The organism is Winogradskyella marincola (genome assembly GCF_029624125.1).
GTDB classification, from domain to species: Bacteria; Bacteroidota; Bacteroidia; order Flavobacteriales; family Flavobacteriaceae; genus Winogradskyella; species Winogradskyella marincola.
Map to the genome: position 1 here is coordinate 43,807 of NZ_JARSBN010000001.1, position 26,800 is coordinate 70,606.

The following is a 26,800-nucleotide window of genomic DNA, read 5'->3' on the forward strand; positions in this document are numbered from 1 at the left end:
AAATCCATTCAAAGTAGCGATGGTTTTTGTTTAACCAATTTAGATTTGGGAATTGATATAATAAGTATAGTTTTGCCTAAATTTAAATTTATGGGTTTATCACTTTCAAAATTATTTAATAAAACAGAAACGTCTGCGGATAGTATTGATGCAATCATTGCTTCTGTAGAGCATGATGCTTATGGTGTTTCTGATAGCAATGTGCTTTTTTCTGGCCTTAATGAGTTGGGTGGCTATTTCTTTTTTCAGACTATAGTTGTTGGTTCATTAAAGGTAAAGTGTAAAAATGGTGCTCGCTTAACTTTTAAAGGAAAGAATTTTGAATTGACCTTGAACTCTGACTCGCTTGAGTTTGAATCTCACCATACTGAAGTAAAAGGGCGTTTTGTGACTAATATTGATTTTCAGATTGAAGAAAAGGATATTAAATCTTTGCAAAATGCTACCTTATCTGAGATTGTATTGCATGTAAAGAAAAAGGAGTTGTTGTTTACTAAATACAACTCTGAGAAGTAGCCTTATCTTCAATAGTTTTTATTAGACATCGTTATTGACTTCAATCCAATACCCATTTGGATCCTGGAAGTAGATTTGTTTTATTCCATCGTCTCTGATATAGTCTTTGTTTGGTGAGTCTTTCCAGTCGGAATACTTAATATTTAAGGTTTCTAAATGGTTTACAAATGCGTTGAAATCTGTTGTTGCTAATGCAAAATGAACGGCTTTATTGGTCTTTATTTCTGCGTTGGGTCTTGGTATTAAATGCAGTTGGATACTCTGTGTAAGCTGAAGCCATCTGGTTTTGGAGGTTGAGGCTGTATTTTTAATTTCTTTTAACTGAAATACTTCTTTATAGAACGCAATGGATTGGTTGACATCTTTTACTGAAAGTGCGATATGGTTAAAAGCGAATGTTTGCATCTAAACAAGGGATTTAAAACCACCATAAACCATTCTGCTGGCATCGAAAACTAATTTCTCAGGGTTGATTAACGGTTCTACCAAAGCTGCCATTCTTGAGTCTTGTGGTACTTTTTGGTTTGCCAGATCTCTTACTTCTTTTGAAGGAAAGACTACCCAACCGAATACAATGGCTTCGTCTTCTTTGGTATTGATGACATCTGTAAAGGATTTAGTGCCGTCTAAGTGCAGATCGTCGCCAACAAATTCTTGGTAGGCTATTGCTCCGTGTTCTTTCCAAATTTCTGCAACTTGCTGTGCTACTTTTTGGTATTGGTCTATATGAATATGTGGTATTGGAAATACAAAGCCGTCGATGTAGTTTTTCATTGGTTTTGGTTTTATTTGGATGATCCGTTTTATTCTTTAATAATTCTATATTTTGGCTTTAAGATATGCTTTGTATCCTGACTTCTTCCCTGACTATTTATTTTGTTTCCGTTATTATCATACTTCTCAGGAATATTTTCAAGTCCTTTCTGAATTGTTACAATTCCACTGACCTCAATTATTTTTTTATCTAGTTTTTCAAGTCTTTGTATGGGATATTTACTATATAACCTTTCAAATAAACTCCTTCTTTAGTCGCGTCTTTGAACTCAATCTTAGCTTTAAAACTAACCGAATCAATTTTGGTTTCGGAATTTTAGATTGAGAGCTTCCAAATAAAAAGCTAACTAATAATAACGTCAAAAATACTATTCTCATAAAAAAACAATGGCTTATATAACTATCCGTGACTGTTTTAGAGATACTGCTTTTAATAGAACACTACTGTTAGCAATAGTGTAAATTATTGTTTGATAGGCTGGTGTATTTTTTCAAATGCGTTATAAACAGCATTGTGCAATGCATCTCCATGTGTTTTGTCTTCTAAAAAATCGTAAAAGAGTTTTGTGTTTTGTGTTTTGCTCTTTTTGAGCTTATTAAACAATTCTTTAGCGGTTCTTTCCATAACTTCTCCTTCTTTTCCTCCAGCTATATAAATGGCTTTTTGGGAAGTGTACGGAACAGGTTCTAGATCTAGAAGTTTTTCATCATCCCACCACAAGCTTGGACTTACAATGATATAATTATCGAAAAGTTGTGGATTTTTGAATAAAATCTCAGTTGCTAGCAATCCACCTAATGACTGCCCAATGATTGTTTTTGTTGTAGTTGTGTTGTACGTGGCGTCTATAAAAGGCTGAAGTTCTTTTTCTATAAAATCAATGAAAGTTTGTGATTTTCCTGAAGTGGGAAACTCTTTTTGATCTAACTCATTTTGAGATGGATATGTAAAATCTCTTTTTCGGTCTACATTACCAATTCCTACAACTATAGACTCTGGCAACATATTAATCCACGAGAAAGAACCAAACTGAACAATCCCTGAGATGTGGATAAAGTCTTCGTCTTTAGAGCCATCTAACAAATAGATTACAGGATAAGTTTTTAAACTATCTGCGGCATAGCCTATAGGTAAGTATATGTTTAAATCTCTGGTTTCGTTTAAAATCTTTGACTCTATTTTGATTGATTTTCCTATTGTAAAATCTGATTCGCTAATTTTTTCTGGTAAATCTTGCGCAAATGCTACAATAGTTATGAATTGAAATATTAAACCTAAAATACTGTACTTCATGTCTATGTTTATTATTGTTTTTAAATTGTTGGTTGTGAGATTATAGCCCTTTATATTTTATTACTTTTTACTATGGATTAAAATTAATGCTTTTAATTAGAAATTAGTATTGTACTTATTGAATTTTGATCTTAAAACCTAACCTTTAGCTTATTAGATGTATATTAGAGCTTATCTTAATTTTTGAAAACGCATGCTAGGTGTCCTTGTTGTTTTTGCTATCTCATGGTTGCTCCTTTGGCTTATTGAAAGGGAGCATATATCTGTTTTGGGTATACTGCCTAACAGCAAACGCATGAAAGCGTTTTCTATTGGCATGATTGTAATGGCTGTGTTTTGCTTGATTAACTTGTTGGGACAGGCTTATTTTAAGGAATTTAATTACGTTCGAAATATAGATTATGGCATCAAGGAGAGCCTGAATGGTATCTGGTGGACGTTTAAGGCTGCTCTTTTTGAAGAGCTCATTTTTAGAGGTGCATTGCTCTATCTACTCATTAAACGCTTAGGTATTAATTGGGCTTGTATTATTAGCGCTATCGCTTTTGGGATTTACCATTGGTTTAGTTACCAAATGTTTGGACGTGGCCTTGTACCTATGGCATACGTGTTTTTATTGACTGGTGCTTCTGGGTGGATGTTTGCCTATGCCTTTGCAAAAACCAAGTCTATATTAGTGCCTTTAGGCTTGCATTTTGGATGGATTGTGATTAGCATTGTTGTTCTCTCTTCTGGTCCGTTGGGAGATTCATTATATGTTACAGATGGTAAAGATGTTGATTTAAATGGCTGGGAACAGTTATTGTTTTTTCTGTGGCAGACTTTAATAGTTCCTGGAGTTATTACATGGTATATCTTTAAGAATTATAAGAGAAGAGAGGTTTGAGTATGTATGCCTTGGCTTTTATCAATTATTTTTCAATTTATGCTTAACCTCATCATAATGTCGGTTTGTTCGTCGTTTCCAAGTTTAAAAACATGCTTATCAAATGCCTTAAAACCGTTTTTCTCATAAAACCTGATAGCTCTTGGGTTTTCTTCCCAAACTCCCAACCACACATAGTCTACATTCTTTTCTGTGGCTAGCGCAATAGCTTTGTTATAAAGTATTTGACCAACTTTTTTTCCGTGAAATGCTTTTAATACGTAAATGCGTTCAATTTCTAGTGCGTTATGGTCTTTTATTTCGGTTTGCGATTGCCCAACGTTCACTTTTAAATATCCGATTGTTTCTCCGTCAAGTTCTGCAAAGTAAAATTCAGCGTTTGGGTCGCTCAATTCTGTTGTTAGTTTTTCAGTTGAAAATCCGTTTTCTAAATATGCCTTCATATTTTCTTCGCTATTTCCTGAAGAAAACGTTTCGGCAAAAGTTAACTTTCCAATGCTTTGTAATTCATTTAAGTCGTTGACTGTTATTTTTCTGATAACTATTTCCATGCTTTATAATTAATGAGTTGATACGGCTTTTAATCCAATAATAGAAGCTATGAGCGTAGTGAGAAATAGCATTCGCAAAAATGTTGCAGGTTCTTTAAATACAAAGATACCTACCAGAACTGTACCAACGGCTCCAATGCCTGTCCATATAGCATAAGCTGTTCCAATAGGTAATGTTTGGGTTGCTTTAACTAAAAGACCCATACTAATGGCAAGTGTGATTAAAAAACCAGCATACCATAAATACATCTCGTTTCCAGATGCTTGTTTTGCTTTTCCCAAACAAAATGCAAAGGCTACTTCAAATAAACCTGCAATAATTAAAATGATCCAATTCATAAACTTCTATGTTTTGGACAAAGGTCTTAATAAGGTTTGAAGAAAAACTTAACAAATGATAAAAAACGAAACTTACGTAATATTAGCACGTATTCTGCTTAAACTTACTTGTGTTATCCCTAAATAGGAAGCGATGAGCCCAAGCGAAACGCGTTGTATTAAAGTGGGATGTTTTTTTAAGAGTTCTATGTAACGTTCGGTTGCGGTTCCTAGTTGATTTGATATAAAACGTTGTTCGGCTTTTATAAGTTCTTGTTCGGCAAACTTTCTGCCCCAATTTGCAATGTCAATATCTGTTGCGAATAAATTTTGAAGGCTTGCTGTACTAATTTTGTAGAGTTCGCAGTCTTCTAATAGCTCAATATTTTCGTAGCCTTTTTGATTGAGAATATAGCTTTTTAGTGAAATAATGGTATCGCCTTCTTCGCCAAAAGCAATGGTAACTTCGCTGTCATCAAAATTTGAAAACGTACGCGCTATTCCCTTTTTTATAAAAAAGATATCCTTCTCAACCTTATCCGAGCGGATTATAAGGTGGTTTTTAGGAAAGCTTACTTCCTCAAAACACTCAATAAATTTGTGTTTGGATGATGCGTTAATTGGATGGGTTTTATCAAGAATTTGATAGATGTTCATGAGGATAATTTACTTGCACAACTCTTTATCTTTACTTAACTCTAGAGTTTAGTAGTTTTTTTTAACGCGCTTTTATTTTAAAAGACTCTACTTTCATTTTTTTAAATTATCTAGAACTAGTTATATAAATATAAAAATTCCCCTTATCACACAGACAATTAAGGGATAAGAGGAATTGTATTCTTTTACAAAATGTATGTTTTAATTCGCTACTTCGCTAATAAACTTAATGCGGTATAATCGTAGCTCTTCGTCGTCATAGTCGCCATCAAACTCTTCTATAGCATCTGAAATTTTATCGCTTTCAGAGTCCATAAAATAGTCATGGATTTCTTCTTGCTGGTCTTCATCTAAGATTTCATCTATCCAATAGTCTATATTCAATTTGGTACCAGAATACACTATAGATTCCATTTCGCCTATAAACTCTGGCATTTCCATTCCTTTTGCAGAGGCGATATCATCTAGTGGTAGTTTTCTATCTACGTTTTGTATGATATAGAGCTTAAGTGCAGAGTTGGTTCCTGTAGATTTTACGACCATATCGTCTGGTCTTGTAATATCATTTTCTTCTACATAATCTGCTATAAGATTTACAAAATCCTTTCCGTATTTTTTGGCTTTGCTTTCTCCTACTCCATGTACATTAGACAATTCTTCTATGTTTACAGGGTATTTTAATGCCATATCTTCCAAAGAAGGATCCTGAAAAATAACAAATGGTGGTACACCTAATTGCTTGGCATTGCGTTTTCTTAAATCCTTGAGCATGGTCATTAGCTTTTCATCAGCTACTGCGCCACCGCCTTTAGAGTTTGTAATAATACCATCGTTAGACTCTTCATCGTATACGTGGTCTTCTGCCATCATAAAGGATTGCGGATTATTTAAAAATTCTTGTCCAGATTCGCTTAGTCGTAGTACACCATATGTCTCGATATCTTTCTTTAAAAATCCTGCAACGATAACCTGACGTATCAATGCCATCCAAAAACGCCCTTCTTTGCTTTTACCTATACCAAAAAATGGTTGTGTATCCGTTTTGTGTGATGTAATTAAGGCATTAGACTTTCCGATAATAACCTGTACCAAGTCTTTAGCTTTGTACTTTTCGTTGGTTTTATCTACGGTATCTAGTAGTATCTTTACTTCATCTTGAGCTTCTACCTGATTTTTTGGATTACGAACATTATCGTCCATATCTCCTCCTTCTCCAGTCTCCGTGTCAAATTCTTCTCCAAAATAGTGTAGAATAAATTTTCTTCTAGACATGGATGTTTCTGCAAATGCCACCACTTCTTGCAATAAGGCATGACCAATTTCTTGCTCTGCCACAGGCTTACCAGACATAAACTTTTCTAGTTTTTCGATGTCTTTGTAAGCATAGTATGCCAAACAATGCCCTTCTCCTCCATCTCGTCCTGCTCTACCAGTTTCTTGATAATAGCTTTCTATACTCTTTGGTATATCGTGATGAATTACAAAACGTACATCTGGCTTGTCTATTCCCATACCAAAAGCTATAGTTGCCACAACCACATCTGTATCTTCCATTAAGAACATATCCTGATGTTTTACTCTAGTCTTGGCATCTAAACCTGCGTGATATGGCACAGCCTTAATTCCATTAACCTGAAGCACTTGGGCTAACTCTTCTACACGTTTTCTGCTTAAACAATATACAATACCAGACTTACCTTCGTTTTGTTTTATAAAACGTATAATATCTGCATCTACATTTTTTGTTTTTGGGCGTACTTCGTAATATAAGTTTGGTCTGTTAAAGGAAGCTTTAAAAGTAACAGCATCTGTCATTCCTAAACTTTTAAGAATATCTTCTTGCACCTTTGGTGTTGCTGTTGCTGTAAGTCCTACAATCGGAATATCATCACCTATACGTTTTATTATGTGTCTTAAGTTTCTGTACTCTGGTCTAAAATCGTGTCCCCATTCACTAATACAGTGCGCTTCGTCTACTGCCATAAACGAGATTTTCTGAGTTTTCAAAAAATCTACGTATTCTTCTTTTGTTAACGACTCTGGTGCTACATACAATAGTTTTGTAACGCCATTAATTATATCATCTTTTACGCGTTTTACTTCTGTTTTATTCAATGATGAATTTAAAACGTGAGCGACTCCTTCGTTTTCAGATACAGCTCTTATGGCATCTACCTGGTTTTTCATTAAGGCAATAAGTGGAGATACCACTATTGCTGTCCCTTCTTTAATTAAAGCTGGTAGTTGATAACAAAGTGATTTACCACCACCTGTTGGCATTATAACAAAGGTGTTATTACCATTTACTACATTTTTAATAACTTCTTCTTGTAGACCTTTAAACCCAGAAAAACCAAAATATTTTTTTAGTGAGGAGTGTAAGTCAATTTCTGCAATACTCATTAATCCCTTTTCGTATTTATTTCTTCTTTTAAGAATGCTAAACTTTATTACAAATATAATATGTAGAACTTAGCTTTGCATCTATAATTAATCTGTTTCGTACTTGTAATTTTTTCATAGCGATTTGGGAATATTTGAATGAAAAAATTCACGTACTTTTGCATAACCTTAAAGATAATAAAATCTTTAAATTTAAAAAACACAATAAAAAATTAGTTTTGAACACTGTGTCATCCATATTAAACACTGCAAAAAGCACTATAGCGTTAGAAAGTAAGGCTATTAGTAATTTATCTGAATTGCTTACTGATGATTTTGCCAATGCTGTAGAGCTTATTTACAATTCAAAAGGAAGAGTTATTATTACTGGTATTGGTAAAAGTGCCATTATTGCCAACAAAATTGTAGCCACCTTAAATTCTACCGGAACACCTTCTGTTTTTATGCATGCAGCAGATGCTATACATGGTGATTTGGGTTTAATTTTAAAAGATGACGTTGTTATTTGTATTTCTAAAAGTGGAAACACACCAGAAATTAAAGTATTGGTCCCTCTTATTAAGAATGCAAAAAATAAAATGATTGCCATTACGGGTAATAAGGATTCTTTTTTGGGCCAGCAAGCAGACTTTGTTTTAAACGCTTACGTTGAGCAAGAAGCTTGCCCTAATAATTTGGCACCAACCACCAGTACCACTGCACAACTTGTTATTGGTGATGCTTTGGCTGTTTGCTTACTGGAATTAAGAGGATTTTCTAGTAAAGATTTTGCAAAATACCATCCTGGTGGTGCTTTAGGTAAACGCTTATACTTAAGGGTAAACGACTTATCGTCTCAAAATCAAAAACCAGAAGTGCGCTTAGATGCTAGCTTAAAAGAAGTTATTGTAGAAATTACTGAAAAAATGCTAGGTGTAACTGCTGTTATAGAAAATGACAATATTGTAGGTATTATTACAGATGGCGATTTGCGAAGAATGCTTAGCAAGAGTGATAATATTACCAATCTTACGGCAAAAGACATAATGAGCACAAATCCTAGACGCATTAATGAAGATGCTATGGCTGTAGATGCTAAAGAACTTATGGAAGAATTTGGCATTTCGCAATTGTTAGTTGAGCATGATGGTAAATATGCAGGTGTTGTTCATTTACATGATTTAATAAAAGAAGGCATTATATAATGACGAAGAAAGGTGTAGACGAAATGTCTTTTCTAGACCATCTAGAAGATTTAAGATGGCATTTAATTAGAGCAACATTAGCTATTGTTATTGCTGCAGCGCTTGCTTTTGTATTTAAAACATTCATTTTTGATGTCATCATATTTGGACCAACTCTAATGAGTTTCCCTACGTATGAAAGTCTCTGTAAAATGTCTCAGTTTTTAGGTATTGAAGACACTACGTTTTGTGCTGATAAATTTCCGTTTATCATACAAAACAGAACTGTAGCTGGTCAATTTTCTGCTCATATATGGACCTCTATATATGCTGGTTTTATTGTTGCTTTTCCGTATGTACTATACCAATTATGGCGCTTTATCAGTCCTGGACTAAACCCTAATGAACGTAAAAACTCTAAAGGGTTTATAATCGTAGCTTCGCTCTTATTTTTCCTTGGTGTGCTGTTTGGGTACTATATAATTACTCCATTATCCATCAACTTTTTAGCGAACTATCAAATTAGTGAACAAATCTCTAATGAGTTTGATATTAGCTCAGTTATTGCCATTGTAAGATCTTCATCCTTAGCCTCTGGCTTTGTATTTGAGTTACCAATTATTATCTATTTTTTAACTAAAGTTGGATTGGTAACACCTCAATTTTTAAAAAATTACAGAAAGTACGCCTTAGTTATCGTACTTATATTATCTGCTATAATAACACCTCCTGATGTTGCTAGTCAGGTTATTGTAGCTATACCTATTTTAATACTATATCAAGTTAGTATTTACATTTCTTCTATAGTAGTAAAAAATCAAAACAGAAAAAGAAAACATGTCTGATATTGTAAAAGAATTCAATGACTATCGTTCTAAGATGAACGATAAAATCCTTTCGGATAATAACAAAATTGTAAAGCGTATTTTTAATCTAGACACTAATGCTTTTGCAGAAGGTGCGTTAGATAAAAAAACTAAAGAATTACTTGGTCTTGTAGCCTCTACTGTATTACGTTGCGATGATTGTGTAAAGTACCACTTAGAATCGTCTCATAAAGAAGGCCTTACAAAAGCCGAAGTAAGCGAAGCGCTTGGCATTGCAACTCTTATTGGCGGAACTATTGTAATTCCTCATCTAAGAAGAGCTCATGAATATTGGGAAGCCCTTGAAAACCAAGGTTAAACTTTTTATAAATGTTAGCTACTAATAAGCGGTTCTATATGAATTTATTATTTTTAGCGTTCTTAGTTATAGTATGAAGTTACGTGCAGAAAATTTAATGAAGTCCTACAATGGACGAAAAGTTGTAAAAGACGTTTCTCTTGAAGTAAATCAAGGTGAAATTGTAGGCTTATTAGGACCTAATGGTGCTGGTAAAACGACTTCATTCTACATGATTGTTGGTATTATTAAGCCCAATGGTGGAAATATTTTTCTAGATAACACCAACATTACCAAATATCCAATGTACAAACGTGCGCAAAACGGTATTGGGTATTTAGCACAAGAAGCTTCCGTTTTCAGAAAATTGAGTATTGAAGACAATATCTTAAGCGTGTTACAACTTACCAAGTTGAGCAAAAAAGAACAGCACGATAAAATGGAATCTTTAATAGAAGAATTTGGTCTTGGCCATATTAGAACCAATCGTGGAGACTTGCTTTCTGGTGGTGAGCGTCGTCGTACAGAGATTGCTCGTGCACTTGCTACAGACCCTAACTTTATACTATTAGATGAGCCTTTTGCAGGTGTAGATCCTGTTGCTGTAGAAGATATTCAGCGTATTGTAGCTAAGCTTACCAAAAAGAATATTGGTATACTTATTACAGACCATAACGTACAAGAAACACTTGCTATTACAGACAGAACATACTTAATGTTTGAAGGTGGTATCCTTAAAGCTGGAAAACCTGAAGAATTAGCTAGTGACGAGATGGTACGTAAAGTTTATCTTGGTCAAAACTTTGAGCTACGTAAAAAGAAGTTAGAGTTTTAATCTAAGCTAATTTCTTTATTTTTCTTCTCACTCTTTTTAAGCTTAAAACTCCTAAGTAAATTACAGCAGATTGCAGAAATAAATTTACCATCCAATATACTGCTCTAACGTATAGGCTTTCGTTAACATAAAAAGGCAAACCTCTGTGAATTGCACTTATAGGCAAACTAAAAATTGCAATTACAGGATTGGTTACAGCAGTTAAATCACTTTTACTTTTTGTTAGCTGTACATCTAAAAAGACAATTAAAAATTGAATCACCATTAAGGTAAAAAAAATGATGAGAAACGGTCTAAGCTTTAGTTTTTTCATTTTTTTGTGATTTCTTGATTTATTAATTTTTTCTGATAACGTCCCTGTACAATATCCACAACAACCAATACAGCTATTACAAAGTAGAATGTTGTTTTGCTCATAGGTACTATCTCATTTCCAAAGATTTTAAGATGGGCTAAATGACCACCTTCTGTAACCAACATAATACCAACAATAAATAAAATAAATAATCCTAATACTTCGTACATTCTATTCTTTGCTAAGAAAGCTGAAATTTTATCAGCAAGTAACAACATTAATAATCCGCTAAGTACAATAGCTATTGCCATTACTATAAATGCTGTTGTTGAGTTTTCTATGTCACTGGTTAATCCTATTGCAGCTAATATCGAATCAAAAGAAAACACCAAATTCATAATTACAATACTCACCACAACTGCATTAGCCGATTTACTTTTTTTGGAACCATCACCTTCAACATCATGTCCAAGGTCTGTTGTAGAAATCATGTGCCAAATTTCTTTAATAGCTGTATAGATAATAAAACCACCTCCTGCTAATACTATTAAACTATGACCATTAAATGCAAAGTCTAAAACATCTTCAATATGTCCTGTTAAAAAAGAAAAAGGCTCTTGAAAATACTCAATAACCGACACTAAAACAAACAACAAAACTATTCTTAAAACAATGGCTATTAATATACCAACTTTTCTTACTCGCTTTTGCTCACTTACAGGTGCTTTTTTAGACTCTAAAGAGATATATAACAGGTTGTCGAATCCTAGTACTGCTTGAAGCATTACTAGCATTAAAAGGGTAAAAATAACTTCAGCCATTCTTTAGTTTGTTGTATTTGTTAGTTGATATTCTTTCTATCTATTATAGATAAAATTATGTAAAAAATGATAACCATTGGTATTGCTGCAAAGTGCAATATAACCAGCATCACTAGACTTATAATTAAAAAGGTGTAGCGCAATGCATTATTCTTAAAGCTCCAATCTTTAAACTTTAACGCAAATAATTTTATCTTAGAATTTAATAGATAGCAGCTTACAAGTGTTAACACTATCAGAAACCATTTATTTATAATAATAGAATTCATTAAATCACTATTCTGATATTCTAGAATAAGAGGTAGAGATAAAATTAATAAGGTATTTGCTGGCACTGGCAAACCTTTAAAATAGGTTTGCTGATCTTCATCTAGATTAAACTTTGCCAATCTGTAAGCAGAAGCCAACGGGATTAATAACCCAATCAATGGTAATATTGACATTTTAAAGCCTTGCCAGTGAAAAACGGTATTCCAACTATTAGAATAAGAAGCATAATCTGGACTATCAATCGTAAGCGTTATTAGCTTAAACATAATAACACCAGGCACTACTCCACTTGTTACCAAATCTGCTAAAGAATCTAGTTGAATACCTAAAGGACTTTGCACATTGAGCTTTCTTGCCAAAAGACCATCAAAAAAATCAAAAAAGATACCTAGAAACACAAAGAAAGCAGCTACCACAAAATTACCGTGTACTGCAAATATTAAAGCGATACAACCTGAAAATAAATTGAGTAGTGTAACTATATTAGGAATGTGTCGCTTAAAACTCATAAGAATATAATTTTTGTAAAAATATAAAAGTATTTGAGCTTAGCTTATTATTTTTTTCAAATTGTGTTTTTAATTAAACAATAAGAAGCTGTTTTTAAAGTTAAATACATAGAAAAATTGTGCATATTTGTAAAAAATTTTGCTGTTGAAAAATTACATCGTAATTCTCTTAACACTTATAACCGCTTTAGTTTCGGCTCAATCTACAAGAAAATATTCTAACGAATTTATGAATATTGGTGTTGATGCTGCTGCCTTAGGGATGAGTAATGCTGTAGTATCACATACTGCAGATGTTAATTCTGGATATTGGAATCCGGCAGGATTAGTACACCTTGAAGACAACCAACTCTCCTTAATGCACTCTAGCTATTTTGCCAATATTGCCAACTACAACTACATTGGTTATGGTATGTCATTAGATGATCGTAGTGCTGTAGGTATTTCTCTAATAAGATTTGGTGTAGATGATATTTTAGATACTACGCAGTTAATAGACGATGAAGGCAACATTAACTATGATAGAATTAGCACCTTTTCTACTGCAGATTACGGATTAACCTTTTCTTACGCCAGAAAATTACCTTTAGATGGATTAAATTTTGGAGTTAACGCTAAGATTATAAGACGTATTATTGGCGACTTTGCTTCGTCTTGGGGATTTGGATTAGATGCAGGTATTCAGTTTGAAAATAATTCTGGATGGAAGTTTGGAATCATGGCAAGAGACATAACAACGACCTACAACGCTTGGTCTATTGACGAAGAAAAGTTTGAACAAATTAGTGGTGCTGTTGATGGACAAAACCAAGAATTGCCAGAAACTACAGAGATTACCATTCCAAAGTTAGAGATTGGTATGTCTAAAAAATGGATTTTCAACTATGATTACTCTCTGTTAGCTGCTGCAAATCTTAACGTCCGTTTTGAAGAAAACAATGATATCTTTTCTACGTCTTTTGCAAGTATAAATCCTGCTTTAGGGTTTGAATTTGGATATACTGATTTAGTGTTTCTGCGTGGTGGTGTTGGTAATTTTCAGAATGAAAGACAAATTGACGATTCTGAGAACTTAACGTTTCAACCAAATTTTGGAGTTGGTTTTAAATACAAAGGCATTCAAATTGACTATGCTTTTACTGATATTGGAGACCAAAGTGCCGCACTATATTCTAACGTATTCTCTTTAAAAATAGATTTTAGTATTTTTAGATAGTTAACCCTATACAATGAAAATAAAACTATCGCTTTTAGCATTCCTTTTTGTTACTGTTTCGTATGCTTTTCAATTTCAGTTATCTGATGATGCAGAAGCCTCTGTATTAACCTTTGGACCTGGCAATTCTCTTAACGATGCTTTTGGCCACAACGCTTTTAGAATAAAAGACAAGGCTAAAGGTATAGATATAGTATATGGTTATGGCCAGTATGATTTTGATGCACCTAACTTTTATCTAAAATTTGCAAGAGGAAAACTAAACTACCTTATAAGCAGACATTTTTATTCTGATATTTTCAATTATTATTCCAGAGAAAACAGAACGATTAACGAACAAGTTTTAAACCTCTCTACTGAGCAAAAGCAAAAGCTTTTTCATTATCTTGAAGACAACTATAAACCTGAAAACAGAAAATATCTCTACGACTTTTTCTACGACAATTGTGCTACAAAAATTAGAGATGTACTTTCTACTGTAACTAACAATGCTATAACATTTAAAAAACCAGAAAGTTTTGAGCCAAAAACCTTTAGAGCACTTATCTACGAGCATGTTGATAAAAATTCCTGGGGAAGTTTTGGGATTGATGTTGCGCTAGGTTCTGTTGTAGATATGCAAGCTTCTGCTAATGAGTTTATGTTTTTACCAAAGTATATTCATGCCTTTTTTGAAGTTTCTAAGATTAATGAAAATGAAGATTTAGTAAAATCTTCAAACGTTTTGTATAAGAGAAAGGATGATAATTCTTCAGGCTTTATTTTTAGTCCTTTGGTAATTTTAGGATTACTCGCTATTGTTATTCTATTTATTACTTACAAAGACTTTAAAGGGCAAAAGCGAACTAAGTGGTTAGATATTACTTTATTTTCTTTAACTGGCACTATAGGTATTCTTTTGCTACTCTTATGGTTTGGCACTGACCATACAGCGACCTGGCAAAACTATAACTTGCTATGGGCTTGTCCGCTCAATATTATAGTGATAGGTCAATTGCTAAAAGCAAAAATTAAAAACTGGGTAAAAAGCTACCTAAAATTTTTAGTTATAATGCTCTGCCTTATGACTATGCATTGGCTTATAGGTGTACAGGTCTTTGCCATTGCTTTAATACCTCTACTTGTAGCCTTGGCTATGCGATATATCTACTTAGTAAAATATTTTAATAGCTAAAAAACTTATTTACTGACCTCTGTAGTACAGAATTGTACTGAGCGTTTTTATGGCAATGTTGAAGTCTAAGAACACACTTCTATGTTTTATGTAATACAAATCGTATTGCAGCTTTATAAGACTATCATCTACTGAAGACCCATACCTTGTTTTAACCTGAGCCCAACCTGTTAATCCAGGTTTAATTATATGGCGTGTTTCGTAAAACGGAATAATACGAGATAATTCGTTAACAAAGAATGGACGCTCTGGTCTTGGACCAATAACACTCATATCTCCTCTTAGAACATTATAAAACTGAGGTATTTCATCTAAACGAGACTTTCTTAAAAACTTACCAAACTTAGTCACTCGTGTGTCATTTTTCTTTGCCCATCTTGCTCCATCCTTTTCTGCATTGACAACCATTGTTCTAAGTTTAAGGATATTAAATGGTTTTCCATTTCTACCTATACGTTCTTGCGAATAAAACATAGGACCTTTGTTTCCTATAATATTTCCAATGAAAATAAAAGGTATGATTAATGCACCCAAAGCCAAGCCTATGATTGCCAAAATAACATCAAACGTTCTTTGAAAAAAGATATAAAGTTTGTTATCATTACTTCTACTAAAAGGAAAATATTTATAGAAATCCTTGCCTACAAACTGAATTGGAACTCTGTGCAATAACTCTTCATAAACCTGAGTGTATTCTCTTATTTTAAAGCCTCGTTCTAATAACATCATAAGATCATGGTAAACCTCAGCTATAATAGCTTCAGAATTAAAACTCGCTACCAAAACTTCTGATATTCGTTCTTTTTCTATAACACTAAGAAAATCTGCAGCTTTAAATTCTTTTAAACCTTTAAACCTTACAGAGTCTGATGTAGAAGCTTCACTATTAATGAAACCTACTATTTTATAGTTAGGGTCTGAGGTGTTGAGGGCTTTTACTAAACCATCAATATTTGATATTTCACCCACTAAAAGTACACGCTTATAAAATCTTGGAGACTCAATAAGGTTGATATAAAACAATCTCCACAATAAAATAGACACTATGAGTGCCACATAAAAATATACGATTTGAATACGTTCTTCTGGTAAATATGGTGATAAAATTGGTGTTAAAAGATAGAATAGTACAACTGTAGAAGTTGTAATTACAATATTTCTAAATGTTGTGTCAAATTTACTGGCTTTCTGTAAATCATAAAGTTCAAAAATTGTCCCAAAAATTGTGATATAAACTGCCAATAAAGTCAGCGCTACGTAGTTGGATTTGTTAAACTCTATGTAGTCAAACTTGGGATAAAGGTTTAAAAAATAAATCGCCAAAAAGACCATAAGTATATCCATGATTCTGAGAAGAATCTTTCTTTCGGATACTTCGAAATGAATGCCTTTTTTTTGTGTCATATCAGGTTTAACTATACTGTAAATATAATAACATCGATTTATTATAAAAGAGAATTAAGACAAAAGCCTTTGCCATTTTATTTTAACGTCTTCCCAATCTAATTTTTCTACTTTTTTGCGAGCGTTAGTTATCAACTGATCCTTAAGTTTTTTATTTTCTTTTAACTCCTCTATAGCCTCTACAAAAGCATTTACACCATTTGCAGAAACTAAAAGCCCTTCTTCATTATGCGAAATTAAAAAAGGTAAACCTCCTACATTGGTAGACACAACTGGCAAGCCTAATGCCATAGCTTCTACAACACTTATTGGCATGTTGTCGTAGTTGGTGGTATTGATAAAAATATTGTATTCTTTAGAGAGTTTTAGCCACTCTTCCTTTGGAAGTTTTCCTGTAAACTTTACATCAAGATTTAAGTCTTTTGCTAATTGTTTAACCTCTTTTAGTGTACCATCACTATCTGGTCCTACCATACACAACTCAGCGTCATATCCTTTTTTTACAAGACTATCTAACAATAGCACTGCTAACTTAGGGTTATATATTTTAGAAAATGAACGTACCCAAAGTAAACTTAGCTTTTCAATTTCTTTTCTTGAAAATTCATAATCTTCTATACTTATTGAATTGGGAATGTACTCAACATTATCATAACCGTAATTCGCAAAAGTATTTCTTAAAAAAACAGATGGAGATACTAACCTGTGAGCATTACCAAAAAGTAGCTTACTCTTTTTAGGACTTTTAATTAATCGGTTTTCTAGATTACCACCATGTAAAATGGTTATATATCTAATATTGAAACATCTAGAGAGTTGTGCAACAAAAAAAGCATAATAAAAATTAAGCGTGCTATAAGTATCTATAAGTACATAATCTGTATGTCTTCTATTTTTTATAACCATCAACATCATATCTAGTAATCGTAAAACCTGATTTTGCTTTTTGGAAGCAATCTTTACGTTACAAAATTGTCTTAAGCGTGCACCTAAAACTTCTATAGAGGTTATATTTTTACCTTTTTGAGATAAGGCGTTTCCTATGTAAAGGACGTTTTTCATATTGTATATCTAATAGAGCCAATGCATAAAAAAAAGCTGGCGCGGCAATACGCATAGCAGAATGATTTATTGTTGCAAACCAAAAAGCTAAAAAGGCGTAGAAAAAAACATTTTTCCTGTTTGAACTTCTATATGTTAAAGGAGCAAAGATTAATATTAATAAAATAAAAATGCCTAAAATTCCATGTTCGGATAATAATCTGGTAAGTTCATTATGAGTTACAATAGCTCTACCTTCTCTGTTATACTTTGTGTTACTTGCTCCTATGCCTAAAAAAGGGTTTTCCAAAAAACCATCTAGCTCATTTAGAATTAAATCTGCTCTACCTGTGGTAAGATCTTGCTTTTCTCTTCCTAAGGAATCTCTGTTAGTGTATCTCTTATCAATCATTCCTACCGTAGCTATTGAGCTAACCACCCAAGCAATACACATTGCAAAAACAAAAACAACCACAGAAACTGCTACTTGACTCCTTATTCTAGGAATCGATCTAAAATAAAAAATTGCCAAAAAAGCTAATATGGTAATTGCTGCTGCTACAACTCCTCCTCTACTAAATGTTATAATAGCTCTATATGCAATTAATGATAAAAAAATGGTATTAAAAATTTTTAAGAAAAGTGAAGGCGACTTTATAAACAATCTTACAGTAAATGCAAATATCCCTAATCCTAAAATTGTTGATACTTGATTGGGACCAAAACCTCCAGACGAAGTGTAATTAGAAGCTGTACTTTTTATAGAGTCTTTTAGAGAAGGACTATACACCAACAAATAAACCATAGTTGTTACTATTGGCATTGATAACGAAGCTAGTGCATTAATAATATCTTTGTGCTTAACCTTTTTGTCTAAAAAAAACAATGCACTAAGCCCTAAACAAACAGGTCCGCTAAGAACAAAAGCCAAATTTGTTCTAAAATTTGAATCAATTTTTAAATCAAAAGAGGCAATTATTATTGATGGAACCAATAAAATTAAATACGTAAAATATGGATATCCTTTATTAGAGACTCCTCTAAAAAACATACCAAGAAGCACAAAAAGAATCACTAAATACTTAGACGCTTCATAAGCTATACTTCCTTTGGTCATCCTAAACAAAACTTCTGCACCTACAAAATATGCACAAGCCATCATAACAGTGGTTGTTTTCTTTGATTTAGGCACAACAATTATTCTACCTATAAAAAAAACAACTGCTGCAAAAAAATAAACCTTAGACAAAGGTCTATAGGTATATATTAAAAGACCTATGACAGCATGAATAAGTATTAGGGAGATATATCTGCTATCTTTATTCAATATCTAATTTATAAAATGCTAAGAAAAACTAAATCTAAACATTTTTCTATAATCTCTTAGCGGAAATTTATATTTATAACTTTTACCAATCAAGTATATATAAAAATGCACAAAGAAAACCGGATACTTGGAATTATTTTTTTTCAGATATTTATCATAAAGAGAATTACGGTAACTGCTAATTAAAAAAGGCGTAGCTCTTTTATTATAATAGTAATTAAGAATCTGTGTGTTATCTTCTATTTCTTTATAAAAGCTGCTATATCTATGGGAGCCATTTGATGTGAAAACTTGAAATAAAGAAAGAGGCTCATTATTATCCTCGTAATAAAACAAAATACTTTTTGAAACATCTATAATAACCCATTTACCCAATTCTTTTGAAAAAATTTCATTTGTAGCGTGACCACCATATTTTTTATTAAAAGGCACAATAGTAATTCCCCATTCTCTAACTTTTATGTCATTAATAACACAAAAATTATTGAATATCTGAGACATATCACTACAAACACCACCATCACCATTAATCATAGCTTTCAAAGCTTCATCAGAAGCCAGACTTAAACCTCGTCCTCCTTTAATGTGCTTTCTAAGCCACAAAGCTATTAATACTGCTTTGTCTACATCTTTTTCTGGTTTATAGTGTTCAAATATTTTTTTATTGATTTCATAAAAAAATTCAGGAACAACTGTTTTAGAATTTTCTCGATTATAACAATCTTTATCTAATCTGTTTATTGTAGAATTTTTTGAAAGTAGCCAAAATCTGGTGTAATAAAGTAATGGATGTCTACGGAGTGCCCAGGTAATCTTTTTTAGAGTCAAAACAAAGAAATTGAATTTATTAATATTCGCTAAACGATATCATAAATTATCAAGGTAGGGCTCTCTAATTTCTAACAAATATAATATTGTGAGTCAATCAATTAACTCCAGAACTTAGCAAATAAGTTATTTTTCGCTTAATAACATCTTTATTCGCTCAACATAATAAGTATATGAGAATTTTCTTACTATATTATCATTTTCAGTAACAAACTGATTGTAATCTTGAGAAGGCATGGTTAATGCTTGAGTAATGGCTTTTAATACATTACCTTCATTAACTGGAGAAATTAAAAAACCATTTTTACCATCTGTAACATATTGTCCTATTGAGGATATATTTGAGACAATAGGCAAACAACCAAAATTCATTGCCTCTGCTATGACTTTTGGAAAACCTTCTGAAGCAGTGGTTGGCATTATAAAAAAATGTGAACTTTCGTAGATTTGAAATAATCTGTCCGTTGGCAAAAAACCATGAAAAACAAAATCAATTCTACTTTTCTCACCAAGGTTTTTAAAGTATTCTATCTCTGTACCATTACCAACCAAGTGTACAGTACCTACTTTACTAGACATCTCTTCATCTAGATTATTAAACGCTTTAATAATACGCTCAACACCTTTTTCTCGTTCTAATCTACCTGCATAACAAAAATTAATAGAACCATTGTTATTCTTAGCGTTTCTCACTCTTACTCCATCTTCTAAATCGTTTTCTGTAAGACATGGATTCTCAAAGCTTAAACAGTGTGTTTTTTGATTTTGCCAGCTTCCGTTTATAGTAACTTTTCGATTTTGATGTTTTAACATAAATCGTTGTAGAGCATATCCTAAAGGAGGTGACTGCTGATTCCAGTTGCCAGCATACTTATACCAGCCTTTCTTTTTTGAAAAAATTGTGAGGTAAGGAATTAAAAAAACACCTATTCCTGTAGGAGCGCGTAATTGAAAACAGTCTGTTTTTTTTAAAACTGAATTTACTGTCTTAATAACTTTTGGTGCCGTTAAGGCTACTTTAATTTTATCTAATACCGAGTGACCTCCAGAGGGTTTTATAGGTACAAATTTAATTTTATCACTTGTGTAAGGCATAGAACTTTCCGGAGCCTCAACATCATGAAACATAGCAATATGGTAGATTTCATCGAAAATCTGAGCTAAAAAATTGATTTCGGTTATGGTTGGTCCCCAACCAACTATAGTTCCATTTGCTAATTTATAATGCTCGGTATGTGATATGATTGCAAGTTTCAATTAAATTTAATTTTTGGTTGAATTTAATAATTCTTCATAAATAGAAATGCAAGATTTAAGGTAGGCATCTTCTGAGAAATTTTGATTGTAAAACAATTCTATTCTAGTTTCTAGTTCTTCTTTGCTTTTCAAAAGAACATCCATTTGCTTTAACCAATTATTTACCTCAAAATTGTTTTGAATAAATTCTGTAAACTCTAATTTTACCTTATCTGCAACTTCACCAGTATTGTAAGCTACAAAAGGCAGATTTTCACTTAGATATTCTATGGCAACCAATGGACCTGTTTCAGATTTAGCTGTATGTATACCTATATCGTACTTATGTAATTCTATCGTAACGTCTTTGCAATTAGTAATAATAGTAACCTTATGCTCTATTTTAAAACTTTTGATCTGGGTTTTAATTTTTTCGAAATAGCCATTATCAACAGGTTGACCATATATTGTATAATGATAATGATCTGGGCTACTTTTTATGACGTTTAATAAGTACTCATAGTTTTTTTGAGGTCTAAAATTACCAACAGAAATTACTTTTACAGAATTATAATCTTTTTGATCATAGTTTACACCTGTCTCCTTTTTCCTTATAATATTTGGTAATTTATAAACCTTTTCGTTCAACTTTCTTTCTCTGGCCCATGATGTTAGTGCTTCGCTAACACCAATATAAGCAGAACATTTTTTTATTGCACTTCTTATACTACCATTAATGCTTTTGTTCTCTGCTATTCTTCCAAAGTGATCATGAAAAATAACAACGCTTTTTTTATGCAATTGAGTACTATAAAAAAGTAAAGACACATACCTAAGAACTTGCCTTAGATGAATATGGATAACATCATATTTTTGTAGTTCTTTATAAAGCTTATAGAGATAAATAGGATTAAATTTTTGCTTCCTTCTTATATAAGTTATTGATATTTCTGAAGCTAACTGAGCGTCTAACTGTCCTTCTTGTAAAAGACAAATTACACTAACATCGTACTGACTTTCATGCAATAAATTAGTAAGATCTACCAAAACACGCTCAGCACCACCAACTTCTAACCTATCTATTACTTGAACAATTTTCATAATTACAACTGTTCTATTTTTGAACCTTGTTTAAGCTTAACAGAAGCTAGCTTCCAAGACTTTAACACCTGAAACAAAATAAGTGGTAAAATTAAAATTGAAAAGAATACACCTACAATCTTAAGTGCTTTATTTCCTTTAAATTTATAAGGCATTACAGATGAAGGAACTGTTCTTAACAACTCTAATCTTGCTCTGTAATTACCATAATAGTTACGATACAAGTACAACACGCTTGGAATTGGTCTTGGTGCAAAGACATTTTTTGGTCTAAAGGCGTCCCAACTTCCCATTTCCCTTAACCCACCAGAACCAACTTTGAGATGTACTCGTTTGGCATAAGGGTTAGAGACATTAACAAAACCATTTATGTGCGCTCTTAGACCAAACTCACCATCTCCCATACGCTGTTTTTCAAATTGCCTATCAAAGAGTCCTATGCTCTCAAAAACTTCTTTTTTAACCAAAACATTGCCTGTATCTAATTGATCTGATCGTCTAAAAAATGAATAATTCTCTGGGATTGTATCTCCAACAACAGACAACGAAACACCAGATGATATATCTGCATTAAAAAAATCGATACATTTTAGATGATTAGAAATCCAATTTGGCTCTACTCTACTATCATCATCAAATAGCAGTATCAATTCTCCCTTACATAATTTTATTGCTCTATTTCGTGCTAACCAAAGTGCTTTTTCCTGTTGATATTCTACTGTAATATCTAAATTATAAGATTCGTAAAATGATGCATTAAAAGGCTCTGACTGGTCTATAACAATAACTTCGAAATTAGAATAATCCTGCTGTTCTAAATCCTTTAAAACATCATGCAAATACTTGTATCTATTGAGTGTTGGAATTATGACACTTACCTTGGGATTTTTCTCAATTAAAGAAGAATTAAAAGTATCCCAATTATTATAAGATATAGGTTTCTTGAGATATTGTGACCGTTTTATGTGCTTACTTTTTAAAAACCCATTAATCTCTGTTATTGGATTTTTGAAACTTAAAAGCCTAATAAATAAAACATAGAGACTCCAAAAAGGGTTAAAATATTTTCTTAAAAAACAATAATTATCCTTTACAGAAATACTATCAAAACTAGTGTAAGTATTAGCTTCACCGATGTAACCCAATTGTACTGCCTGCCATGACAAATCGTATAATCTTGCATTTTTTGAAGTATAATTTTCATCCGGAACTAATTGGCTTTGAACGTCTTCTGGAAGAGTTTCAAAAACAGGAAAAACATACGCTCCTTTTGAAGGTAAAGCAAAATAATGTACTGGCTGTATGTATTTTAGAAAATCAAACATTTTCTTTAGGTTTTGCAGGAATTCCAACAAGTACAAGTCCAGAATCTGAATACGAATTTACAACACATGCATTTGCACCAACTCTAATTTTATTTCCTAATTTTAAAGGACCTATTATGGTTGCATTAGCCCCAAGATTACAATTATTACCAATTACAAAGTCTCCTTTCTCACAAGGTTTATTTATTCCCAAAACATTTCCTCCTGTAAGTGTTAGGTTAAAACCAATTACACACACACCATTAATTACAACACCTAGAGCTGGATGATGAATCAATAATCCACCTTTAATATCAGCTTTATAATGTATATCTATATTTGATATTGTTTGAAATACAAAAGAAAAAGGAAGATAGAGTATCCTAATCACAGGATAAAAACTACCAAATAAATCATAACCACAGCGCTCTATACGATAATTAAAAAGTCCCCAAAATGATCGTGTAAAGAAGACCGTAAAAATCCGAAGCTTTTTTCTACCGATTGCTCTTTTGACATCTGCTATGAAATATTTTAATTGTTTCAATATTCTGTTTCCTTCGTTTTTAAAACTACAACATTATAGATTTTGAAATAATTTTTGAAAGTAAGTCTTTAATCTCAATTTATCTTCCCAAAGTTTTCTGTTTGCCTCAAATAAGTCATTCAACTTTTTATCATCTAGTTTACTATGAAATTCTACCACTTTTTCTACTATTCGATGCCTATCTTTATACTCTACCCATACTACATGATCTCTCCAGTTTAAAAAAGAGTCATGAGGTAAAATACAATCTGTATTTACAAAAACAGGGATTCTACCCATAGCCAGAGTTTCGTATAATCGAACTGAAAAATTGCCCACTCCTCTCACACACAAAACATAATCTGAGTTCTTGATATTATCAAAAAATTCTAACGTTGTTTTATGGGTATCTCTGTTTTTTAGCGTCTCTATACCTGCTCTATGCTGTTTTCTTAATATAAAATTGGCCCTTATTTTAGGATTCTCTTGGAATAATGTTATTAATTGAGACCTTAAATATTTCGTTGGAACTAGCTGATGTGGTGTTTGATATCTCACACCAAAGTAGTATAGAAAATTTCTAATAACTATTTTTGCCGATTCTTTTAGAGCTTCAATTTTACTATCATCTGTTTGTCCACAAAAACCTACAGTAGGCAGAATGCTATACTCCTTTTTAAAAATTATTGTCTGGTTGTAATGCTTTTTTAATGGATCTTCTATAAATACTGGCACACAATAATGATAATCGTCTAACTTAGATCTATAACCTTGTTCTCTAACAATTATAACATCCAAATCTTTGGGTATGTTAATTCCAAAATCGCTCGGTAAGGACACTACAACCTTTCTTCCTAAACGATTAGCTTCTTTAATAAATGTTATAGCCTTATCAACTTGTTTGGTTACTTTGTAATACATCCATGACATTGTCAATATCACAAAATCAGCCTCTTCAATGGAACTTGCAAAGACTACATCTTTATCTGATATTCCATAAGCAGAAATTCTACTTTTATCACTAAAATCTTTTGCTTTAACAAATGGCTTTAAAAGTGCAAACAGATGCCTTCTATAGTTACTATCATAATGTTTTTTTGGAAAAAACAGCTTCATTATGGTTAAATTTCTAGGTTGTTCTTGATAATACAAAATTTTTATTCTTGCTTCTTGGTATAAAAATCATGAAACGCTTGTTGCTGTATGTTAAGATTAAAATGATCTTTAACTCTATTAACAGCGTTTTCAGAAATTCTTAGCCTCTCTTCTGAAGATAAAGACACCACTTCTAAGAGTTTATCTGCGAGTAATTTTGATTGTCCTCTAGCAACAACCCATCCTGAAAAATTATCTTTAACATTTTCTGAAAGTCCTTCTGCATCACTAACTACACATAACAATCCCATTGATTGGGCTTCTAAAACGGCATTGCAAAACCCCTCTTGCACGCTATACTGTATATATATATTGGCAGTTTGCATGATTGTTTTCACGTCTTTACTTGCCAATTTTCCTGAGAACGTTACGTCTTCTTGAAGGTTCAACTGATTTACAACATACATTAGGTGTTCTTTTTCATCACCCTCACCAACAAGTGTATATTGAAATTTTATTCCTCTTTTTTTCAATAGTGCCAGAGCTTCCAGTGTCTTAACCAATCCTTTTTTCCAATGTAATCTTGCTACTGTTAACAGCTGAATAGGTGTGCTAAAGTCGTTAAACCCATCTGCATTAAAATACTGATTATCAATAGCAGGTGTAATTTTTATTACAGATGCCTGGTCGTTAAACCCATTTGCATATAGTAATTGTTTTATATCGTTTGAAATAACATGAATTCTTGATACATGCTTCCAAAGTTTTTGATAACAGTTAGGATACTTTAATGTATAAACACCTATATCAAAGCCTCTGAAGCTTACAGCCATGCTTGCCCCAATTGATTTTGGTATTAATTCTCGCTCTAGCGCGAGTGTTCCAAAACCAAAATGAACCCAATCTCCTTTAAAAGTAAGAAGATGTGCGTTGAGGTAAATCTTTTTTAGAATTACTTTGGTTGAACTTCCATCTAGCTTTTCTAATTTAAAGAACCTATTGACTATTTTAAAATATGGAAGCAGTCTTATAAAGACTATACAAATACTAAAAAACTGTAATAAAAAGAACTTGCTTATTGGTGGACTCTCTTTATGCAAACAGTTTTTATACTTAACTCTAGAAGGGCCTGTAAACAAAATGACCTCATGCCCTTTTTGCTGTAAACCTTTAATTTTATTATTAAAAAAAGTTTCAGAATAACTTGGTGGTTGGGCAAGTACTAGAGCTATTTTCATAAACTATAGTTTCTTTTATAAAAATCAATTTTAAAGAGGTCTAGATAATAGTTAATGGTTTTGTAATCTAGGTCTGTAAATTTAAGATTTTTCGAAGTACCTGTTATAATTTCGCTCTTAGGATGCGTTTTACTAGAAGGCTGATTATAAGCAGTTTCTATATTACTTAATGGTTTTAAATTATATGACTTACATATTTCTAAAAAAACGTTTATGTCGTTCTTGATATCTTCATACTTATATACAGTATACTTAGAATCATTTTTATTTAATAAAAAAGGAATGCTGTTTTCTATACACCACCTTATACTTAGCTTTTCTATATCGCTTAAATTTTTCTGATTTCTCAAATCAAAATTATAATGCTCCATGAGCATATTGCATAACAAATCTTGATTTTTAAATCTATTTAAATTGTACAACCAAGGAAATTTTACTCTTTGTTGAGAAGCAATAACATCGTAAGGGTTTCTTATTACATACACTATTGGAATGCTATATTGCTGAGCTATATAATGAGCACTCATATTACAGCGCACAAACTTTATAACATATTTTTTTGGTATTACAGGCCACAAATGTCTTTTAAACTTTCTATTACTCAACTGCGCTATCCAATCATTATCTACCTGGTTTTTAAAAATATTGACAAAATATTTTTTTTGATCTCGTTCTACATTCTCTGCTGTTATTAATTTATCGCAAATTAAATAGCCTTCTTGTGTTTGATGCTCATGCTCTGGCTCAAACAAAAGTCTATAACGATACTGCAATCCAATTATTTCGGATAACCAACTTGTGCCGCTTCGGGCAGAACCTGCAATGATGATATGTTTGTTAAATAATTTCAAATC

At 32.3% G+C, this 26,800-nt stretch carries 29 protein-coding genes; 8 read left to right on the plus strand and 21 right to left on the minus strand.

Translation table 11 applies throughout. From position 1 onward, the window contains the following. Positions 1-90: 90 nt before the first annotated feature. Positions 91-516, plus strand: a complete 426-nt coding sequence (locus P7122_RS00235) for a hypothetical protein (RefSeq protein WP_278003775.1) — start codon at positions 91-93, stop codon at positions 514-516. Between the two features lie 21 nt (positions 517-537). Here the strand turns inward: P7122_RS00235 and P7122_RS00240 are convergent, their stop codons facing one another. The 3 genes from P7122_RS00240 to P7122_RS00250 all read right to left on the minus strand — a co-directional run bounded on the left by P7122_RS00240 (position 538) and on the right by P7122_RS00250 (position 2,584). Further along, a complete protein-coding gene (locus P7122_RS00240; RefSeq protein WP_278003776.1) occupies positions 538-921 on the minus strand; it encodes a VOC family protein in 384 nt (127 codons plus the stop codon). Continuing rightward, positions 922-1,290, minus strand: a complete 369-nt coding sequence (locus P7122_RS00245; RefSeq protein WP_278003777.1) for a DUF1428 domain-containing protein — start codon at positions 1,288-1,290, stop codon at positions 922-924. Positions 1,291-1,753: 463 nt separating this feature from the next. After that, positions 1,754-2,584, minus strand: coding sequence for an alpha/beta hydrolase (locus P7122_RS00250; RefSeq protein WP_278003778.1), 831 nt, complete (start codon positions 2,582-2,584; stop codon positions 1,754-1,756). A 193-nt stretch (positions 2,585-2,777) separates the two neighbouring features. On the opposite strand from P7122_RS00250, the gene P7122_RS00255 reads away from it, so the two are divergent. Then, complete coding sequence (locus P7122_RS00255) at positions 2,778-3,470, plus strand: CPBP family intramembrane glutamic endopeptidase (RefSeq protein WP_278003779.1); 693 nt, start codon at positions 2,778-2,780, stop codon at positions 3,468-3,470. A gap of 32 nt (positions 3,471-3,502) precedes the next feature. Here P7122_RS00255 and P7122_RS00260 read toward each other — a convergent pair whose 3' ends face one another. The 4 genes from P7122_RS00260 to recQ all read right to left on the minus strand — a co-directional run bounded on the left by P7122_RS00260 (position 3,503) and on the right by recQ (position 7,399). After that, on the minus strand, positions 3,503-4,021 hold the full coding sequence (locus tag P7122_RS00260; RefSeq protein WP_278003780.1) for a GNAT family N-acetyltransferase: 519 nt from the start codon (positions 4,019-4,021) through the stop codon (positions 3,503-3,505). A 9-nt stretch (positions 4,022-4,030) separates the two neighbouring features. Continuing rightward, the gene (locus tag P7122_RS00265; protein ID WP_278003781.1) at positions 4,031-4,360 is read right to left on the minus strand and encodes a DMT family transporter; all 330 of its coding nucleotides are present in this window, start codon (positions 4,358-4,360) and stop codon (positions 4,031-4,033) included. A gap of 72 nt (positions 4,361-4,432) precedes the next feature. After that, a complete protein-coding gene (locus tag P7122_RS00270; RefSeq protein WP_278003782.1) occupies positions 4,433-4,996 on the minus strand; it encodes a Crp/Fnr family transcriptional regulator in 564 nt (187 codons plus the stop codon). Between the two features lie 201 nt (positions 4,997-5,197). Next, the gene (gene recQ / locus P7122_RS00275; RefSeq protein ID WP_278003783.1) at positions 5,198-7,399 is read right to left on the minus strand and encodes a DNA helicase RecQ; all 2,202 of its coding nucleotides are present in this window, start codon (positions 7,397-7,399) and stop codon (positions 5,198-5,200) included. Between the two features lie 218 nt (positions 7,400-7,617). Here recQ and P7122_RS00280 point away from each other — a divergent pair, with 218 nt between their 5' ends. From P7122_RS00280 to lptB, 4 genes are all read left to right on the plus strand, one after another. Next, the gene (locus P7122_RS00280) at positions 7,618-8,583 is read left to right on the plus strand and encodes a KpsF/GutQ family sugar-phosphate isomerase (RefSeq protein ID WP_278003784.1); all 966 of its coding nucleotides are present in this window, start codon (positions 7,618-7,620) and stop codon (positions 8,581-8,583) included. Further along, entirely contained in the window at positions 8,583-9,407 is an 825-nt protein-coding gene (gene tatC, locus P7122_RS00285; RefSeq protein ID WP_278003785.1) for a twin-arginine translocase subunit TatC, read from the plus strand. The genes P7122_RS00280 and tatC overlap by 1 nt, the downstream gene beginning before the upstream one ends. Continuing rightward, positions 9,400-9,747, plus strand: a complete 348-nt coding sequence (locus P7122_RS00290) for a carboxymuconolactone decarboxylase family protein (RefSeq protein ID WP_278003786.1) — start codon at positions 9,400-9,402, stop codon at positions 9,745-9,747. Before tatC ends, P7122_RS00290 begins: the two co-directional genes overlap by 8 nt. A 73-nt stretch (positions 9,748-9,820) precedes the next feature. Continuing rightward, the gene (gene lptB, locus P7122_RS00295; protein WP_278003787.1) at positions 9,821-10,561 is read left to right on the plus strand and encodes an LPS export ABC transporter ATP-binding protein; all 741 of its coding nucleotides are present in this window, start codon (positions 9,821-9,823) and stop codon (positions 10,559-10,561) included. Between the two features lies 1 nt (position 10,562). Here lptB and P7122_RS00300 read toward each other — a convergent pair whose 3' ends face one another. From P7122_RS00300 to P7122_RS00310, 3 genes are read right to left on the minus strand one after another with little or no spacing between them, the layout of a single operon-like run. Beyond that, a complete protein-coding gene (locus tag P7122_RS00300) occupies positions 10,563-10,874 on the minus strand; it encodes a hypothetical protein (protein ID WP_278003788.1) in 312 nt (103 codons plus the stop codon). Continuing rightward, the gene (locus tag P7122_RS00305; RefSeq protein WP_278003789.1) at positions 10,871-11,677 is read right to left on the minus strand and encodes a TerC family protein; all 807 of its coding nucleotides are present in this window, start codon (positions 11,675-11,677) and stop codon (positions 10,871-10,873) included. The genes P7122_RS00300 and P7122_RS00305 overlap by 4 nt, the downstream gene beginning before the upstream one ends. A 20-nt stretch (positions 11,678-11,697) precedes the next feature. After that, positions 11,698-12,456, minus strand: a complete 759-nt coding sequence (locus P7122_RS00310; protein ID WP_278003790.1) for a CDP-alcohol phosphatidyltransferase family protein — start codon at positions 12,454-12,456, stop codon at positions 11,698-11,700. Between the two features lie 145 nt (positions 12,457-12,601). On the opposite strand from P7122_RS00310, the gene P7122_RS00315 reads away from it, so the two are divergent. Together P7122_RS00315 and P7122_RS00320 are read left to right on the plus strand one after the other, a co-directional pair. Continuing rightward, positions 12,602-13,672, plus strand: coding sequence for a putative type IX sorting system protein PorV2 (locus tag P7122_RS00315; RefSeq protein ID WP_278003791.1), 1,071 nt, complete (start codon positions 12,602-12,604; stop codon positions 13,670-13,672). 13 nt (positions 13,673-13,685) lie between these two features. After that, positions 13,686-14,846 (plus strand): Lnb N-terminal periplasmic domain-containing protein, encoded by a 1,161-nt coding sequence (locus P7122_RS00320; RefSeq protein WP_278003792.1) that lies wholly within the window; start codon positions 13,686-13,688, stop codon positions 14,844-14,846. Between the two features lie 9 nt (positions 14,847-14,855). Here the strand turns inward: P7122_RS00320 and P7122_RS00325 are convergent, their stop codons facing one another. From P7122_RS00325 to P7122_RS00375, 11 genes are all read right to left on the minus strand, one after another. Further along, entirely contained in the window at positions 14,856-16,250 is a 1,395-nt protein-coding gene (locus P7122_RS00325; RefSeq protein WP_278003793.1) for a sugar transferase, read from the minus strand. A 54-nt stretch (positions 16,251-16,304) separates the two neighbouring features. Then, positions 16,305-17,312 (minus strand): glycosyltransferase family 4 protein, encoded by a 1,008-nt coding sequence (locus P7122_RS00330; RefSeq protein WP_278003794.1) that lies wholly within the window; start codon positions 17,310-17,312, stop codon positions 16,305-16,307. Next, positions 17,266-18,483 carry an O-antigen ligase family protein gene (locus P7122_RS00335; protein WP_278003795.1) on the minus strand — a complete coding sequence of 406 codons (1,218 nt, stop codon included), beginning with the start codon at positions 18,481-18,483 and terminating at the stop codon, positions 17,266-17,268. Before P7122_RS00335 ends, P7122_RS00330 begins: the two co-directional genes overlap by 47 nt. 153 nt (positions 18,484-18,636) lie before the next feature. Beyond that, positions 18,637-19,446, minus strand: a complete 810-nt coding sequence (locus P7122_RS00340; protein WP_278003796.1) for a transglutaminase domain-containing protein — start codon at positions 19,444-19,446, stop codon at positions 18,637-18,639. A gap of 126 nt (positions 19,447-19,572) precedes the next feature. Next, entirely contained in the window at positions 19,573-20,703 is a 1,131-nt protein-coding gene (locus P7122_RS00345) for a glycosyltransferase (protein ID WP_278003797.1), read from the minus strand. 6 nt (positions 20,704-20,709) lie between these two features. Beyond that, positions 20,710-21,783 carry a glycosyltransferase gene (locus tag P7122_RS00350; RefSeq protein ID WP_278003798.1) on the minus strand — a complete coding sequence of 358 codons (1,074 nt, stop codon included), beginning with the start codon at positions 21,781-21,783 and terminating at the stop codon, positions 20,710-20,712. Positions 21,784-21,785: 2 nt separating this feature from the next. Then, positions 21,786-23,108, minus strand: a complete 1,323-nt coding sequence (locus P7122_RS00355; RefSeq protein ID WP_278003799.1) for a glycosyltransferase family 2 protein — start codon at positions 23,106-23,108, stop codon at positions 21,786-21,788. Further along, complete coding sequence (locus P7122_RS00360; protein WP_278003800.1) at positions 23,101-23,634, minus strand: serine O-acetyltransferase; 534 nt, start codon at positions 23,632-23,634, stop codon at positions 23,101-23,103. Before P7122_RS00360 ends, P7122_RS00355 begins: the two co-directional genes overlap by 8 nt. Positions 23,635-23,667: 33 nt before the next feature. Further along, positions 23,668-24,729: an exostosin domain-containing protein gene (locus P7122_RS00365; protein WP_278003801.1), complete on the minus strand. Its 1,062-nt coding sequence runs from the start codon at positions 24,727-24,729 to the stop codon at positions 23,668-23,670. A gap of 41 nt (positions 24,730-24,770) precedes the next feature. Further along, a complete protein-coding gene (locus P7122_RS00370) occupies positions 24,771-25,946 on the minus strand; it encodes a glycosyltransferase family 4 protein (RefSeq protein ID WP_278003802.1) in 1,176 nt (391 codons plus the stop codon). Next, positions 25,943-26,797, minus strand: coding sequence for a sulfotransferase domain-containing protein (locus tag P7122_RS00375; RefSeq protein ID WP_278003803.1), 855 nt, complete (start codon positions 26,795-26,797; stop codon positions 25,943-25,945). Before P7122_RS00375 ends, P7122_RS00370 begins: the two co-directional genes overlap by 4 nt. Between the last annotated feature and the right edge of the window lie 3 nt (positions 26,798-26,800).

What these genes read in the sequence shown, in the direction of transcription:
- P7122_RS00235 (WP_278003775.1), top strand. Translation starts at nt 91, where the DNA reads ATGGGTTTATCACTTTCAAAATTATTTAATAAAACAGAAACGTCTGCG.
- P7122_RS00240 (WP_278003776.1), bottom strand. Translation starts at nt 921, where the DNA reads ATGCAAACATTCGCTTTTAACCATATCGCACTTTCAGTAAAAGATGTC.
- P7122_RS00245 (WP_278003777.1), bottom strand. Translation starts at nt 1,290, where the DNA reads ATGAAAAACTACATCGACGGCTTTGTATTTCCAATACCACATATTCAT.
- P7122_RS00250 (WP_278003778.1), bottom strand. Translation starts at nt 2,584, where the DNA reads ATGAAGTACAGTATTTTAGGTTTAATATTTCAATTCATAACTATTGTA.
- P7122_RS00255 (WP_278003779.1), top strand. Translation starts at nt 2,778, where the DNA reads ATGCTAGGTGTCCTTGTTGTTTTTGCTATCTCATGGTTGCTCCTTTGG.
- P7122_RS00260 (WP_278003780.1), bottom strand. Translation starts at nt 4,021, where the DNA reads ATGGAAATAGTTATCAGAAAAATAACAGTCAACGACTTAAATGAATTA.
- P7122_RS00265 (WP_278003781.1), bottom strand. Translation starts at nt 4,360, where the DNA reads ATGAATTGGATCATTTTAATTATTGCAGGTTTATTTGAAGTAGCCTTT.
- P7122_RS00270 (WP_278003782.1), bottom strand. Translation starts at nt 4,996, where the DNA reads ATGAACATCTATCAAATTCTTGATAAAACCCATCCAATTAACGCATCA.
- recQ (WP_278003783.1), bottom strand. Translation starts at nt 7,399, where the DNA reads ATGAGTATTGCAGAAATTGACTTACACTCCTCACTAAAAAAATATTTT.
- tatC (WP_278003785.1), top strand. Translation starts at nt 8,583, where the DNA reads ATGACGAAGAAAGGTGTAGACGAAATGTCTTTTCTAGACCATCTAGAA.
- P7122_RS00290 (WP_278003786.1), top strand. Translation starts at nt 9,400, where the DNA reads ATGTCTGATATTGTAAAAGAATTCAATGACTATCGTTCTAAGATGAAC.
- lptB (WP_278003787.1), top strand. Translation starts at nt 9,821, where the DNA reads ATGAAGTTACGTGCAGAAAATTTAATGAAGTCCTACAATGGACGAAAA.
- P7122_RS00300 (WP_278003788.1), bottom strand. Translation starts at nt 10,874, where the DNA reads ATGAAAAAACTAAAGCTTAGACCGTTTCTCATCATTTTTTTTACCTTA.
- P7122_RS00305 (WP_278003789.1), bottom strand. Translation starts at nt 11,677, where the DNA reads ATGGCTGAAGTTATTTTTACCCTTTTAATGCTAGTAATGCTTCAAGCA.
- P7122_RS00310 (WP_278003790.1), bottom strand. Translation starts at nt 12,456, where the DNA reads ATGAGTTTTAAGCGACACATTCCTAATATAGTTACACTACTCAATTTA.
- P7122_RS00320 (WP_278003792.1), top strand. Translation starts at nt 13,686, where the DNA reads ATGAAAATAAAACTATCGCTTTTAGCATTCCTTTTTGTTACTGTTTCG.
- P7122_RS00325 (WP_278003793.1), bottom strand. Translation starts at nt 16,250, where the DNA reads ATGACACAAAAAAAAGGCATTCATTTCGAAGTATCCGAAAGAAAGATT.
- P7122_RS00330 (WP_278003794.1), bottom strand. Translation starts at nt 17,312, where the DNA reads ATGAAAAACGTCCTTTACATAGGAAACGCCTTATCTCAAAAAGGTAAA.
- P7122_RS00350 (WP_278003798.1), bottom strand. Translation starts at nt 21,783, where the DNA reads ATGAAAATTGTTCAAGTAATAGATAGGTTAGAAGTTGGTGGTGCTGAG.
- P7122_RS00355 (WP_278003799.1), bottom strand. Translation starts at nt 23,108, where the DNA reads ATGTTTGATTTTCTAAAATACATACAGCCAGTACATTATTTTGCTTTA.
- P7122_RS00365 (WP_278003801.1), bottom strand. Translation starts at nt 24,729, where the DNA reads ATGAAGCTGTTTTTTCCAAAAAAACATTATGATAGTAACTATAGAAGG.
- P7122_RS00370 (WP_278003802.1), bottom strand. Translation starts at nt 25,946, where the DNA reads ATGAAAATAGCTCTAGTACTTGCCCAACCACCAAGTTATTCTGAAACT.